At 41.9% G+C, this 14,153-nt stretch carries 12 protein-coding genes; 8 read left to right on the top strand and 4 right to left on the bottom strand.

Features of this window, described 5'->3' with window-relative positions:
- Window positions 1-44 precede the first annotated feature (44 nt).
- Window positions 45-1,835 carry a DUF885 domain-containing protein gene (locus tag J3P43_RS03130; protein ID WP_255898912.1) on the top strand — a complete coding sequence of 597 codons (1,791 nt, stop codon included), beginning with the start codon at window positions 45-47 and terminating at the stop codon, window positions 1,833-1,835.
- A gap of 49 nt (window positions 1,836-1,884) precedes the next feature.
- Here the strand turns inward: J3P43_RS03130 and J3P43_RS03125 are convergent, their stop codons facing one another.
- Window positions 1,885-2,613 (bottom strand): DUF4197 domain-containing protein, encoded by a 729-nt coding sequence (locus tag J3P43_RS03125; RefSeq protein WP_255898910.1) that lies wholly within the window; start codon window positions 2,611-2,613, stop codon window positions 1,885-1,887.
- A gap of 90 nt (window positions 2,614-2,703) precedes the next feature.
- Entirely contained in the window at window positions 2,704-4,614 is a 1,911-nt protein-coding gene (locus J3P43_RS03120; RefSeq protein ID WP_255898908.1) for a vWA domain-containing protein, read from the bottom strand.
- A gap of 146 nt (window positions 4,615-4,760) precedes the next feature.
- On the opposite strand from J3P43_RS03120, the gene J3P43_RS03115 reads away from it, so the two are divergent.
- Genes J3P43_RS03115 through J3P43_RS03105 form a run of 3 tightly spaced genes read left to right on the top strand, consistent with a single transcriptional unit; the run spans window position 4,761 to window position 8,265 of the window.
- The gene (locus tag J3P43_RS03115) at window positions 4,761-5,345 is read left to right on the top strand and encodes an RNA polymerase sigma factor (protein WP_255898906.1); all 585 of its coding nucleotides are present in this window, start codon (window positions 4,761-4,763) and stop codon (window positions 5,343-5,345) included.
- Complete coding sequence (locus tag J3P43_RS03110; RefSeq protein WP_255898904.1) at window positions 5,332-6,354, top strand: energy transducer TonB; 1,023 nt, start codon at window positions 5,332-5,334, stop codon at window positions 6,352-6,354. Before J3P43_RS03115 ends, J3P43_RS03110 begins: the two co-directional genes overlap by 14 nt.
- A gap of 51 nt (window positions 6,355-6,405) precedes the next feature.
- Window positions 6,406-8,265, top strand: a complete 1,860-nt coding sequence (locus tag J3P43_RS03105; protein WP_255898902.1) for a M1 family metallopeptidase — start codon at window positions 6,406-6,408, stop codon at window positions 8,263-8,265.
- A gap of 130 nt (window positions 8,266-8,395) precedes the next feature.
- On the opposite strand, the gene J3P43_RS03100 is transcribed toward J3P43_RS03105, so the two are convergent.
- Window positions 8,396-9,586 carry a THUMP domain-containing class I SAM-dependent RNA methyltransferase gene (locus J3P43_RS03100; protein ID WP_255898900.1) on the bottom strand — a complete coding sequence of 397 codons (1,191 nt, stop codon included), beginning with the start codon at window positions 9,584-9,586 and terminating at the stop codon, window positions 8,396-8,398.
- 114 nt (window positions 9,587-9,700) lie between these two features.
- Between J3P43_RS03100 and J3P43_RS03095 the strand changes: the two genes are divergently transcribed.
- Window positions 9,701-10,069 carry a DUF3127 domain-containing protein gene (locus tag J3P43_RS03095; protein ID WP_255898898.1) on the top strand — a complete coding sequence of 123 codons (369 nt, stop codon included), beginning with the start codon at window positions 9,701-9,703 and terminating at the stop codon, window positions 10,067-10,069.
- Between the two features lie 65 nt (window positions 10,070-10,134).
- Here J3P43_RS03095 and J3P43_RS03090 read toward each other — a convergent pair whose 3' ends face one another.
- Entirely contained in the window at window positions 10,135-11,052 is a 918-nt protein-coding gene (locus J3P43_RS03090; RefSeq protein WP_255898896.1) for a T9SS type A sorting domain-containing protein, read from the bottom strand.
- Window positions 11,053-11,166: 114 nt separating this feature from the next.
- Between J3P43_RS03090 and J3P43_RS03085 the strand changes: the two genes are divergently transcribed.
- From J3P43_RS03085 to J3P43_RS03075, 3 genes are all read left to right on the top strand, one after another.
- Window positions 11,167-12,984 (top strand): sensor histidine kinase, encoded by a 1,818-nt coding sequence (locus J3P43_RS03085; protein WP_255898893.1) that lies wholly within the window; start codon window positions 11,167-11,169, stop codon window positions 12,982-12,984.
- Between the two features lie 16 nt (window positions 12,985-13,000).
- On the top strand, window positions 13,001-13,732 hold the full coding sequence (locus J3P43_RS03080; RefSeq protein ID WP_255898891.1) for a response regulator transcription factor: 732 nt from the start codon (window positions 13,001-13,003) through the stop codon (window positions 13,730-13,732).
- 72 nt (window positions 13,733-13,804) lie between these two features.
- Window positions 13,805-14,146, top strand: a complete 342-nt coding sequence (locus tag J3P43_RS03075; RefSeq protein WP_255898889.1) for a hypothetical protein — start codon at window positions 13,805-13,807, stop codon at window positions 14,144-14,146.
- Window positions 14,147-14,153 lie beyond the last annotated feature (7 nt).

The following is a 14,153-nucleotide window of genomic DNA, read 5'->3' as shown; positions in this document are numbered from 1 at the left end:
TAATATTACCTAAACAAAACACTAAATATTTTGCTATACTAAAGATGCTAAACAGATCCTTAATATTTGCCTTTGCAGCTGTAGCCCTTGTCGTATTTTCATGTAAACAAAAAGAAACAAAAGCAACAAATGACACCGAGAAGCCGGATTTGTCGGACTTATTTGAACGATATTGGGAAGAACGGAGCCATTTTTTTCCCTTAGATGCTACTCAACAAGGCGATAACCGGTACAATGCAATCCTGCGAAACGACCAGACACAAGGATTCCGCGACTCACTTACAACTTTTTATCAGTCTTATCTTGGCAAAATATCTTCCATTAGCCGCGAAGATCTCAACGACAACGATAAGTTGAGCTATGATATCTTTAAATATGAGATGAATATCCAATTGGAAGGCTTAAAAACCAACCAATGGATGATCCCTTTTCAGCAATTCTGGGGGTTGCCGTTAACCATGGGGCAATTAGGTGCGGGAAGCGGATATCAGCCCTTTAAAAGCGCCGAGGATTACAGGAACTGGCTGGGCCGGGTGGATGGATTTGCAGTTTGGGTAGATTCGGCCATAGTAAATTTTCGTAAGGGAATGAAAGCAGGAGTTGTACTGCCCAAACCTCTCATCGAAAAAATGATTCCTCAAATGGAGGCCATGGCAGTAAGCGAACCTGAAAAGAGCATTTTCTATACGCCTGTTACCCGTTTTCCCGAAAAATTTCCGGAGGGGGAGAAGTTGGCCATTACGGATGAATATAAAACTGCAATAAAGACTAAGATTAGCCCTTCTTATAAAAAACTAGCGACGTTTTTAAAGACCGAATATCTTCCGAAAGCGCGGAAATCCAGTGGAATTAAGGCAATCCCCGGCGGAACGAGCCTGTATACGTACCTGGTTAAGTACTGGACCACTACCGGAAAAACGCCGGAAGAAATCTACCGAACCGGCTTAGCTGAAGTAGAACGCATTAAGGCTGAAATGGAGAAAGTAAAAAAGGAAGTAAACTTTATCGGCGATTTAAACGAGTTTTTCCACTACATGAAGAACGAGCCGCGCTTTATGCCGTTCAAAACTCCCCAGGATGTACTTAACGCATTCGACGGCATCCACAAAAAAATGGAGCCGCAATTGCGTACTATGTTCGGCCGGGTTCCTAAAACCCCGTTCGAAATACGCCAGACGGAAGCTTTCAGAGCTGCGTCGGCCAGTGCTGAATACAATCAGGGTTCACCAGATGGATCAAGACCTGGAATATTTTATATCCCGATCTTAGACGCCACTAAATTTAATATCACATCGGGCATGGAATCATTGTTTTTGCATGAAGCCATTCCCGGACATCATTATCAAATTTCCCTGCAGCAGGAAAACGATGATTTACCGAAATTTCGCCGCTTTGCCTGGTATGGAGCGTATGGCGAAGGGTGGGCCCTTTATACCGAATCTTTAGGGAAGGAATTGGGACTTTATACAGACCCATACCAATATATGGGCGCTTTAGGAGATGAAATGCACCGGGCGATCAGACTGGTTGTAGATGTAGCCATCCATACAAAGGGTATGACCCGCGATCAGGCAATTAAGTATATGATGGATAATGAAGCTATCGATAAAGATGGAGCTGTTGCAGAAATTGAACGATATATGGCTGTCCCCGGACAGGCGCTTTCATATAAAATCGGGGCGTTAAAGATCCGTGAGCTACGCAGTAAATACGAAAACCAGATTAAGAATTTTAAGCTCTCTGATTTTCACGATGAATTTTTAAAAGATGGAGTAATGCCCTTAGATGTAGCGGAAGCAAAAATGGATGCCTGGGCGGCGACATTGAAAAAATGAATCAGAAAACCTATAAGGTTTTAAAAACCTTATAGGTTTAAAATAACTCTTATCCTCTGTTTCTATCTGCGTAACCAAACACTTTTTGCAACAGCGTAGTGTTTCTGGAAGAAATATTTTGCCTTATCTTCAGTTCCTCCTCAGCAATTTCTTTAAATAATCCGTCAATAGCTTTTTGAGCAACATAAGATGAAAGGTCCGGATTAATATCCGCTGTCAATGGAATCTGGTTATATGCTGTTATTGCATCTCCCCAGTATTTCGTAGCGCCCACTTTACCCAGACTGTTTTGAATCACCGGCCTGAACTTCTGCATCAGTTCAGCGGTAGTTACCCTTTGGAAATATTGAGTGGCGGCATCGCTTTGCCTGCCTAAAAGGATATTAGTGGCATCGGCAATCGTCATTTGCTTAATAGCGTTGATGAAAATGGGTTTTGCTTCCCGGGCAGCATCTTCGGCCGCGCGATTTATGCTCAAAATAACGTTATCAGCTAATTTATTCAATCCAAGGCTTCTTAATGTCCGCTCAGCTTTCTGCGCTTCTGGCGGAAATAAGATCTTTATAGCTGCATTTCCAAAGAATCCATTTTCGGCAGACAGGCGTTCAGAGCTATATGTTGTTCCAAATTCCAGGGCCTGTTTCAACCCCATCGCTATCTCGGCAGAAGTAGGAGTACCTAAACTCTGACCTAATATTTGTGCGGTTTGGTTCAGCGTATCGCAACTGCTGAATAACATTCCCGCAATCAATGTAAGTACCAGACTAATTCGTTTCATATTTAATTCTTTATAATTATAACACCTAATTAAGCGATTTGCTTTTAAGTATAGAATTAAACTTACAACAAAAGGTTTAAAGCAACATCCTTACTCTGGTTTTATTTTAGATGTTAACGATTCTTTCGACAATAAAGCAGAGGTTTTAACCAATTGCAGAAATTCATTTCTATAGCCTTCCTCATCTCCACCGATTGCAGATTTTGTCCAGGCTATCACTTTATCGTACGTAGTTTCCTGCCTGAATTCAGAGTTGCGAAGTAACATTCCGTAGGCAGCAACTGCAGCAGCAAAACGGTAATCTTCAGATGTACTTACCCAGTCGATACTATTATCTAACACCGGCGTCTCAATTAACTTACTGATATTGCCATCCGGCTTTTTATAGCGAAGCTTTACTGTGAATAGCTCAGGTGTATTTCGAGCGATAACCTCAGATGTTTTTTGCTGATATTTTAAATCGTCAACCGAATCTTTAAAACTGCTTTTCACACCTACCGGGATAATTTCATAAAGAGCAGTTACCACGTGGCCCGAACCCAGGTCTCCAGCGTCTTTTTTATCATTATTAAAATCTTCCTTGTTTAAAAGGCGGTTTTCATACCCTATTAACCGGTACGACTGAACCCTTTGAGGATTAAATTCTATCTGCAGCTTCACATCTTTCGCGATAGTGAAAAGTGTACCTCCAAACTCGTTCACTAACACCTTTCTAGCTTCGGTAAGATTGTCGATATACGCATAGTTTCCATTTCCTTTGTCAGCCAGAGTTTCCATCTTACTGTCTTTGTAATTACCCATCCCGTATCCAAGAACGGTTAGAAATACTCCACTTTCCTTCTTCTCCTCAATAAGTCGCTGCATCTCCGCATCGCTCGACACGCCGATGTTAAAGTCTCCATCGCTTGCCAGGATCACACGATTATTTCCTTTTTTTACGAAGTTTTCGAGAGCTATTTTATACGCCAGCTTAATACCTTCGCCACCGGCAGTCGAACCGCCGGCTTCGAGAGCGTCGAGCGCGTTCTTGATTGTCTGTTTTTTATCACCCGAGGTAGCCGGCAAAACCAAGCCAGCTGCACCCGCATATACCACGATGGCAACTTTGTCCTTTTCCCTAAGCTGATCAACCAGCAGCTTCATCGACGATTTCACCAGCGGAAGCTTGTTTGCCTGATTCATAGAACCCGAAACATCAATTAAAAAAACCAGGTTCGAAGCCGGTAAATTATCTACAGGTATTTTTTTGCCCTGTAAACCAATTCTCACCAGCTTATGCTGCTGGTTCCACGGCGCTGATGAAATTTCTGTATTTACTGAAAAAGGATCATTGTTTTCTGGTTGCGGATACTGGTAATTGAAGTAATTGACCATTTCTTCAATCCTGACGGCATCAATTGGTGGAAGGTTTCCATTGTTTATATGTCTGCGAATATTGCTGTAAGATGCTGCATCTACATCGATACCGAAGGTTGATAAGGGGGTTTGTTTGGTGTTATGAAAGCGGTTTTCGTTAATCGAGTTGTAAGACTCAGTGTTGAACAGTGGATTAGATTCGTAGGCCTTATGCTTTCCTATGCCACGTATCGCCACTCCTGCCACACGCCCCTGAAGAGCCTGACTAACCTGGACGGAGGAAAGTTCCTGAAGGTCTCTTGCAACTATGGCTTTGACCGCCCCTGTTTCAGGTGTCAAAAAGACATCAACAACGGTACTCGTAGAAAACCTGATTTCGAGGGTTTTATATCCGATAAGTTCGAAGGAAATCGAATTCACTGCGTCCGGAACCATCAGAATATATTTTCCGTTCGCATCCGTAATTGCCGATTTTATTTCCATTTTTACGTTCGGCGGCGGTATTGGTTTGACCACTGCTCCTTTAATCGGAGCATTGGTCTGCGCATCCTTTACCGTACCTGTAATCGCTTTAACACAGAAACATGCCTGGGCAGAAATACTGCTTATCAGCAAAAAATGTAAAATAATAATTATCTTTTTCATGTTGGTGGGGTTTCAATCTTGATGATTGCCCGGACGACTTTCCATAATTCGACAAAAAAAAAATTAAATTCTTTTGTGCTATTTCAAGAAAAACCGCATCATTATAATATATCCTAAACCGGAGGTTTAGAATTCAAAATCAGGTATTGAAATTTATAAAGAATAAATCAGGTCATACAGGTCTTAACGAAGCTGAGATGCTCGCTGAATACAAACGATCCGGCGATCTCGAGACTCTTGGTATGCTTTATGAAAAGTATATGCCCCTGCTTTTTGGACTTTGTCTGAAATATTTGAAGAATGAAGAGCAAAGCAAGGATGCCGTGATGCAAATCTTCGAACAACTAATCACCAAATTACGGGTACACGAAGTTAATAACTTCAAAAGCTGGCTATATACGCTTGCAAGAAACCATTGCTTAATGGAACTAAGGAGCGCCAATAAACATGAATTTGTAAGCATTGATGAATACGGTGTGGAAAAGCGGGAACTTTCGCATCATGAAGATAGTGAATCGAATGAGTTTCAGTTAAATAACATGAGTAAGTGCATGACTACACTGCCCGAAGAGCAGCGGATTAGTGTTGACCTGTTTTATTTACAGCAAAAGTGTTATAAAGAAGTTGCGGAACTGACAGGGTATGATGTTAATAAAGTCAAAAGCTATATTCAAAATGGTAAACGCAATTTGAAAATTTGCATGGAGAAGCAGAAAAGTGGAAACGAATAAAATAACATATATTACAATACAACAGTACCTTGAAGGCAAACTGGATGAGAAAGCCATGCATGAGCTTGAAAAGCAGGCACTGGAAGATCCCTTCCTGGCGGATGCGTTAGAAGGCTATTCAAAGATGGAACTACCAGTTGGCAAACAGTTGAGCTTCCTGCAAAGGCAGCTTGCCGAACGAATTGCACAGCAACAGGAAAATAAAAATACATTCTACTTTAACTGGCAACGACTTAGTGTTGCCGCAGCGGCCTGCCTTCTATTCGTAATGGGAACGGTGTTATTCTGGATGCAGGAACAACAATCAGAGAAACGTATGGCATCACAACCTAGAAATGTAGAAGCAAACTTGACACCTGCAGACAGCATTCCCGGGAATATGGTCGAGAAAGAAAAAGCGGTGGCAGATTGGTTAGCAGAATCCGAGTCGCTGTCGAAGGTCAGATCCGCAAAGCCGAAAAAAAACATTAACGTATCTGCTACTGGAGAAAATGAGGATGAGGTAAATGCTTTCATGAAACTTTCTGTTGATTCTGCCCAAAGGTCAAATCTTCAGGAAGTAACCAGCTTCGGAGCTACGGTAGCCACTAAAAATCTGGAACAAGTGCAGCTTCAGCAGACCAACCAAACCTTACAGGGGAGACTGCCGGGAGTTATCGTGTCTGAAAAAAGATCAAAGAATGAAGCTAAAGGGGAAGAATTTCGGATAAGAGGGCGAAACAATTTGTCGAATTCCTTAGATTCTAATGCATCGCAGCCATCTATAGGCTGGGACCTTTATAATACCTATCTACAGGAAAGCGTAAAGAAAATAAAGAAAGAATTGGTTGACGGGTTAGTTTTACTGACATTTACAGTAGACAAGGAAGGCAAACCTGCGAATATAGTTGTTGTAAAAGGCCTAACCGATATAGCTAATGCTGAAGCGATCCGATTGATAAAAGAGGGCCCCCTATGGCAGCGGCGGCAGGACTCCACGGCCAGTGTAATTGTCCGTTTCGAAAAATAATCAAACCTTTACCCTACAATTCTTCTTAAATTAGAGTTTTCACTCCGGATTATGAAGAATTTACTTTTTCTTTTTTCGCTGGTTCTTTTTGCCTGCCAGCAAACAATAACCACCACAAACACAGATACGGCGGATACGCTTGCTGCGGATAAACACTCTTTGGCGGAACCCGGAAAAGCCATAGTCAAACACCTCGATCTCGACTTAAAAGTAGATTTCAACACCCGGATCTTAACCGGTAAAGCCATCTGGACCATTGAAAACGTCGCAAAAGCAGATGAAATCATTTTCGACACCCGTGCCCTGGATATCCAGAAAATAACCTTGGGAGATGATTCTACCCAAGCGAATTTTAGCCTTGGCGAAGAAGTTAAATTTTTAGGTAAATCATTAAACGTTAAAATCGATTCGAATACTACCAAAGTGTCCATCTGGTATACCACTTCTAAAGATGCAGCGGCCTTACAATGGCTAAATCCGCAGCAAACTGCCGGAAAAAAACACCCCTTCCTTTTCACTCAATCGCAGGCTATATTGGCCCGCACATGGATTCCATGTCAGGATAGTCCGGGCATACGTTTCACTTACAACGCTGCTGTAACTGTGCCGAAAGAGCTTTTAGCTTTAATGAGTGCACAGAATCCCCAACAAAAATCGGCCGATGGAAAATACTATTTCAAACAGCCATATGCCATACCCTCCTATTTAATGGCACTAGCTGTAGGAGATCTGCAATTTAAAGCCATAGATCAGCGTACCGGTATTTATGCAGAGCCTGTAACGATAGGGAAAGCAGCATGGGAATTTGCTGATATGGGCAAAATGGTTAATGCTGCCGAAAAACTTTACGGAAACTACAAATGGGGCAGATACGATGTATTGGTACTTCCACCAAGCTTCCCTTTTGGAGGGATGGAGAACCCCATGCTTACTTTTGCTACTCCCACGGTGATTGCTGGAGACCGCTCACTGGTAAGTCTTATTGCGCATGAATTGGCGCATAGCTGGAGCGGCAATTATGTTACTAATGCAACCTGGAACGACTTCTGGCTAAATGAAGGATTTACAACATATTTTGAAAGACGGATAATTGAAGCTGTTTATGGCAAAGAAGAGGCCAAAATGCAAGAATATCTGGGATTCCAGGCGCTTCAGGAAACGATCAAAGAAATAGGTAAAACCAGTGATGACACCCGCCTGAAGGTAAATTTTAATGACCGGGATCCGGACGAAGGCGTTACCGATGTGGCATATGAGAAAGGTTATCTCTTTCTAAGAACTATCGAGGAAACTGTAGGGAGAGCAAAGCTGGACAGCTTCCTGAACAAGTATTTTGAAAAACATGCTTTTCAATCGGTTACTACTGAGCAGTTTTTAGAAGAACTGAAGTCCGGTTTACTTAACTCTGACTCCACGCTGTTCGAGAAAATTCAACTTGATGCATGGGTTTATAAGCCCGGCATTCCGTCAAACCTTCCAGCAGTAAGCTCAGAGAAATTCAGCACAATAGATTCATTGATAGCCGGGTTTTCGAACGGTCTGAAAGTAGCCGGATTAAGCCAAAGGATCAAAACAGCTAACGAACTTCAGTATTTCCTCAGCGCCCTGCCAGATAGCTTAACAGCAACAGATATGGCCTTGCTGGATAAGGAATTTGGATTTACAAAATCCGGAAATTCAGAAGTTCAGGCATCCTGGTATACTCTGGCCATCAGACATCAGTACAAGCCAGCTTATCCCAATATTGAAAAATTCCTGACAGAAGTCGGTCGGCGAAAGTTTCTGATGCCTTTATATAAAGAGATGGCGAAAACTCCGGAAGGAAAAACATGGGCGAAAAAGGTCTATGCTAAAGCTAGGCCGAATTACCATTCGGTCGCTTATCATTCTATAGATGAGGTTTTGAGATAGAGCAGCATAACGAAATCGGGGTGCGACACTTTCGTTCGTGAACGTACATCACGATCTACGCACCGCGTCATTTCTGCGCATGCAGAGCAAGAAAAAATCGCCAGCAAAACAAAATTAGCTGCTGCACGGGTTATTGATCGGTGTCTTTTTCTCTTAAATCTTCTCTCTTGCTCCCATCGTACAAATCATACTCCAGCAACCGGCAATCGAGCTTTCCATTGTAAAATTCCATTCTCCGGGAAGTTTTAAGTCCGATTCTTTTTGCCAAATCAGGATTCCCGGTAAAGATATAACCAGAATACCCTTTGCAGTGCTGCTTCATAAAATCGCCCATGCGCTTGTAGGTAGCTTCTAACTTGGTATGTACCCCTAAACGTTCTCCGTATTCGGGATTGAAAAACACCACACCAGCTCCGCCTTCCGGAACGGGGGTTTCTGCAAAGTCGCATACATGAAACTCGATTAAGTGGTCAACACCAGCAGTCTTTGCGTTTCGTTGAGAAACATCAATAGCGTCAGCCGAAATATCTGATGCAACAATCTTAAAATCTAAGGCCTTTTTGGCTTTATCTTTTAGCTTGCGGCGCTCTGCGAAAAACACTTGTTCATCGTAACCAATAATGTGCATAAAGCCATAATTCATCCTGAAAAGTCCTGGGTGCTTATCAGTAGCCAGCAAAGCAGCTTCAATAGCCAGCGTCCCCGATCCGCACATCGGGTTTATGAATGGGCTTTTTCTATCCCACCTCGTTGCCATAATAGTAGAGGCCGCAAGAGCCTCGAGCATGGGTGCCTTACCAGGAATTTTACGATAACCGTGCTTTGAAAGGGTTTCTCCGGAGGTATCAAGGAATATCTCGGCTTTTTCATCCTGCCAATAAAGATTTACGACAGTTTTATTGTATTCCGGACCGGAATTAGGACGCAGACCCTTTTTATCTTTTATACGGTCAACAATCGCATCCTTTACTTTAACGTTTGCAAAAAGCGGGGTAGTAATATGCTCGTTATTAACAACCGAGGTAACCGAAAAATAACCTGTAATATCAATATACTCTTCCCATGCAATCTGCACCAGTTCGTTGTAAAGATGGGTTGGTGTTGGGGCCTGAAAAGTTGCCAGTGAATAGAGTACCTGGCTGGCACAGCGTAAATGAAGGTTTAATGTAATACAGTCATTTACTGTGCCTTCCAACTCTACACCAGTACTGAAGGTTCGAACCACCGAAAATCCCAGTGCTTCAATTTCTGTGGTTAGATAGGGAGATAAACGCTTATTACAGGTTACGATAATCCGGCTGTTAGTGTTGAAAACTTGCATAATATTTTGCGAAGTTAATCAATAAATTTTGGCAGATTTGAATCATATAAATTTGATACCTATAACCACCTTGTGGCAAGGCCAATAACGAAGCAAATAAATTAAAGACATAAAATGGATATTAAGGGAAAAGTACATGAAGTCTTACCGGTTACCAATGTAAGCGAGACTTTTAAAAAACGTGAATTAATTATTGAATATGCTGAGAATCCTCAGTACCCTGAGTATATAAAATTTGAAGCGCTGCAAGATAAGGTGAATCTTTTTGATCCACTTAAAGCTGGAGATCAGGTTGAAGTATTCTTTAATCTCAGAGGACGCCCATGGACCGACAAAAGCGGGAAAACTGCATACTTCAACACTCTTGTGGTATGGAGAGTGAATGTGTTGGCTGGCGGCGCCGCAGAAAGTGCAGCACCTGAATATGCTGCTGCTCCGGCAAATATCAGCTCAAGTCCGGAGGATGACGATTTGCCATTTTAATTGGAAAAACAACTTGAAATATAAAGCCCTGCAAAATTTGCAGGGCTTTTTTTAGGCCTATAAAATTACTCTTTAACAATTCTCCTCACAAAAGATGACTTTCCCTGCTTGATATGAATGTAATACACACCATTTTTAAGCATATTAAACTGTTTAAAATAGGTCTCGCCCAAACCTTGTCCTGAAAAAACAGGTTTCAAATCACTATCCAGAATCTTTATCAGCGTATTTCCTTTGCCCGGCAGGTTAAAAGACAATGAAATCTTCCCGCTCGAAAAGTTTGGAAATAATGTAAGGTCTTCTACCGCCAGAGCATTCGCTTCACTTGCAGATACTTGCTTAACTTTATCTTCGGAAACTTCAGTTATACGAATATGCATACGGTTTGCAATCCCCTCCTTATCAGTATAGTTATAATTGAACGACTGAGAGTTAAGCCGCTCTCTCAGCGGACCCGGGTGGATATCTCTCCATTCACGGGCTGCATTAGGGACTCTTATCCGAATATCACCATGTGGCAGGGCAGACAATTCCTCGCCCAAATCGTCAATGCTCCGGTGAAAGCGCCGGATGATTGTATCCGCGTTCATGCTTAGTATTAAGCTATCGTGATCAAAAACACGTAACTCTCGCGGATGGTGGCGTTCAATTCTAAACTCCCGCAATTTTGTTGTATCACTCTCACTCCTCTTACCAGACCTAGTTTTCTCTACCAGAACATCCGACTCCCGCAGTCGCTTTTCGATTTGCATTCCCTTTTTCCGCTCTGCAAGTTCCTTCTCAAATTCACTGATCTCTTTTCGCAAAACTGCACGCTCACTCTTATTTACGTCAGAAAACTTTTTTCCGTTAATGATCGTGTCGCCCTCTTTAATAATGATGGTTTTTTCAATTTCTTTTTTACTTTGCGCAAAGGCCACCGGGCTAAACACAAACATGAAAATGAATCCCTTTAAAATAATTTTGATTCTGTGATGTTTCATAATCAACCAATTATGTAACAAAGATAGATGCGGGCAAAACCGCATTTTGTTAAGGCTTTGTTAAATAATGTTAAAAACAGGCTGAATGCTAAGCCCTTACGTATTTTTGTATTAATGAAGAAGAGAAGTATTAGCCTTATAATCGGATTGATGAGTATTGCTTTGTTGGGAGTAATGGCTATGCAATTATATTTTTTCAAGCAGGCTTTTGCACTCAAATCACAGCTTTTCGATCAATCGGTTAATGAGGCCTTGAATAAAGTGGCTACCAAAGTTGAAAAGTATGAGTTCTATGATATTCTGAAGAAAAGAAATCAACAACAAATGGAGGAAAAACACCCGAGCCATCCCGTTCTGATTGCGGGACGGCCCCAGGAACAGAACTCCCCCATGAACTACGAATTGCAGCTCGGACGTAAAAAAGCACTGCTGCTTCGCCGCGAACAAAAAAAATCAGACAGCCTTTTTAACTTACGTGACAGCCTTTTCAGGTCGCGACACGAGATCCTGGCGATTACAGACATGGCTGCTCTTGAGCCCGAGCCAGAAAGTTTCGATGTAAAAATTGATTTTACGGAAATTTACGACGGCCAGGGCGGCGTTCATCAGCAAGCAGCAATTACCAGCGTAAGTCCGAGAGCACGCGCTTTCAAAAAAGGACGCACCGATTCTGTTAGAAGATACCTGTATTTCGACCCCATCAGAGGGCAGCAGATTAAAACGTTTGGAAAGCCTAAAATTAAAGAACTAAGCAGTGCAGCCATTAAAGAGTTAGAGCGCGAGAAGCAGTTATTGCGCCGAAAAAAGGAGAAATTTCTGGATTCTGTCCGTACTGCAAAGAAAAAGACTGCCTTTGAGGAGGTTGAACACGAGTTGAATGAGGTACACATCCCGCTTAAAAGCCGCATAAACGTTGCCTATCTCGATTCGATGCTCAAGTCGGAAATAAAAAATGCCGGCATTGATACTAATTACGACTACCAGGTTGTTTCGGCCAGAAATGATGATATGCTGATTTTCAGGAATGCATCTATGGAAGTAGAATTTGAGCCGGAGAACACCTATAAAACCGTATTATTTAACGACATAGTAAGGGACGGCGGAATGCTGATGGTCACATTTCCCGACAAAAATTCCATGATCTTAGCCAACATGGGGCTTACCGTGAGTTCTTCTGCTGCCCTGCTGCTTATCTTGTTGTTTTGCTTCGGGTTCACAATTCACTCCATCATCCGGCAGAAGAAGATCTCGGAAATGAAAACCGATTTCATTAACAACATGACTCATGAATTTAAAACTCCTGTAGCTACTATTATGATCGCCAGCGAGGCTTTGAAAGATCCGGAGATTACAGAAGATAAACAGCGTATTTCAAGGTTGGCCGGAATTATCTATGACGAGAATATCCGGCTGGGCAATCACATTGAACGGGTATTAAATATCGCTAAAATTGATAAAGGTGATTTGAAACTCGACTTTAAACCAGTTGATATGAACGAGCTCATCACGGCAGTAGCCGACAGCATGCAGCTTCAGTTTCAAAAGAAAGAGGCAACCATTAGCTTGAATTTAAATGCTTCCAGATCTACTGTGGAAGGAGATGAGCTTCATTTAAGCAATGTGATCTATAACCTGATAGATAATGCCTTGAAGTATAGTACTGAAAAGCCCGAAATTTCGATAAGCACTGCCACGGCTGGTAAAAACCTGATAATACGTGTGGCCGACAAAGGGATCGGCATGAATAAAGATCAACTTTCAAAAATATTTGACCAGTTTTACCGGATCCCAACCGGTAATGTGCACGATGTTAAGGGATTTGGTCTGGGATTGAGTTACGTAAGCAATATTGTTAAAAGACATCACGGAAGCATCAGGGTGAAAAGTGAAAAGGATAAAGGTTCTGAATTTGAGATAGTTTTTCCTACATAAACCGAATCATTAAGCCATGGCTGAAAACGAAAACAATGAAACAAGTAATAACAGGCAAAGCGTTTTATTGGTTGAAGACGACCCTAACCTGGGATCGCTTTTGCAGGATTATTTGCAGCTTAAGGGCAAATATGATGTGGTATTGGCGAAAGACGGTGATGAAGGCCTGAAATCGTTTACAGCAGGCCGCTTTGATATCTGCATTCTGGATGTGATGATGCCTAAAAAAGACGGCTTTACACTTGGAAAAGAGATCCGGAAGCTGAATCCGGATATTCCTATCATTTTCGCTACGGCAAAATCAATGATCGAAGATAAGTCGGAAGCCTTTAACCTTGGCGGTGATGACTATATCACAAAGCCCTTCCGCATCGAGGAGCTTTTGTTACGAATAAATGCCTTGTTAAAGCGGGCCGCCAACCAAGGGCGAAATACAGCCCATCCGGTAATAGATAAATTTGAAATAGGCGATTACCAGTTCGATTATACTGCTCAAACTATAAAAAAAGATGATGTGCAGCAAAAAGTATCAACTAAAGAAGCCGAACTGCTGCGCTTGCTCTGCTTAAAGAAAAACAATGTTCTAACCCGCGAAGAAGCATTACTAAGCATCTGGCATGACGATAACTATTTTAACGGCAGAAGCATGGATGTTTTTTTGAGCAAACTCAGAAAGTATCTTAAAGACGATCCAAAAGTAGAAATCATTAACGTTCATGGAAAAGGCTACAAATTGATCGTGAATTAGTCATCGCTCCGCAACAATCGTATTACGCCATTCGCCGAAAACATTTATTGTCTAATATTGTAGCTCTTAAAAATGATCATTAAAAAATCAATAAGAGCTGCTCTGGCCTCGTTCCTGTTGCTGTGTTTTTCAGCAGCGGTTCTGCCTGTAGACTTTTTTCATGATCATAGCTCCGAACGCGCGGGCTGCAGTAAATCCACTGAGCATAACAGTTGCGGTCATAAGCTTCATATTACCAAAAAAGCTTCTTTTTGCTTTGCCTGTACCGCCCATTTCGATAAGCATTTTAGTTTCCACCCATCATTAGAAATATACGTCCAGCAATCCGTCATTGAAATATCTTTCGAAGATATACTGGAAGAATACATTTCAGAAACCATCCTCTTCTTTCTCAGAGGGCCCCCTTCTTTATAGGTTTTAA

The organism is Paradesertivirga mongoliensis (assembly GCF_024436395.1).
Lineage (GTDB): Bacteria > Bacteroidota > Bacteroidia > Sphingobacteriales > Sphingobacteriaceae > Paradesertivirga > Paradesertivirga mongoliensis.
Note: the sequence above shows the minus strand (reverse complement) of the source record. Positions and strands in the feature narration are given on the sequence as shown.

Excerpts from the sequence above, each read along its gene's own strand:
- J3P43_RS03080 (WP_255898891.1), top strand. The coding sequence starts at position 13,001 with ATGGCTGAAAACGAAAACAATGAAACAAGTAATAACAGGCAAAGCGTT.
- J3P43_RS03130 (WP_255898912.1), top strand. The coding sequence starts at position 45 with ATGCTAAACAGATCCTTAATATTTGCCTTTGCAGCTGTAGCCCTTGTC.
- J3P43_RS03085 (WP_255898893.1), top strand. The coding sequence starts at position 11,167 with ATGAAGAAGAGAAGTATTAGCCTTATAATCGGATTGATGAGTATTGCT.
- J3P43_RS03095 (WP_255898898.1), top strand. The coding sequence starts at position 9,701 with ATGGATATTAAGGGAAAAGTACATGAAGTCTTACCGGTTACCAATGTA.
- J3P43_RS03090 (WP_255898896.1), bottom strand. The coding sequence starts at position 11,052 with ATGAAACATCACAGAATCAAAATTATTTTAAAGGGATTCATTTTCATG.
- J3P43_RS03120 (WP_255898908.1), bottom strand. The coding sequence starts at position 4,614 with ATGAAAAAGATAATTATTATTTTACATTTTTTGCTGATAAGCAGTATT.
- J3P43_RS03075 (WP_255898889.1), top strand. The coding sequence starts at position 13,805 with ATGATCATTAAAAAATCAATAAGAGCTGCTCTGGCCTCGTTCCTGTTG.
- J3P43_RS03100 (WP_255898900.1), bottom strand. The coding sequence starts at position 9,586 with ATGCAAGTTTTCAACACTAACAGCCGGATTATCGTAACCTGTAATAAG.
- J3P43_RS03105 (WP_255898902.1), top strand. The coding sequence starts at position 6,406 with ATGAAGAATTTACTTTTTCTTTTTTCGCTGGTTCTTTTTGCCTGCCAG.
- J3P43_RS03125 (WP_255898910.1), bottom strand. The coding sequence starts at position 2,613 with ATGAAACGAATTAGTCTGGTACTTACATTGATTGCGGGAATGTTATTC.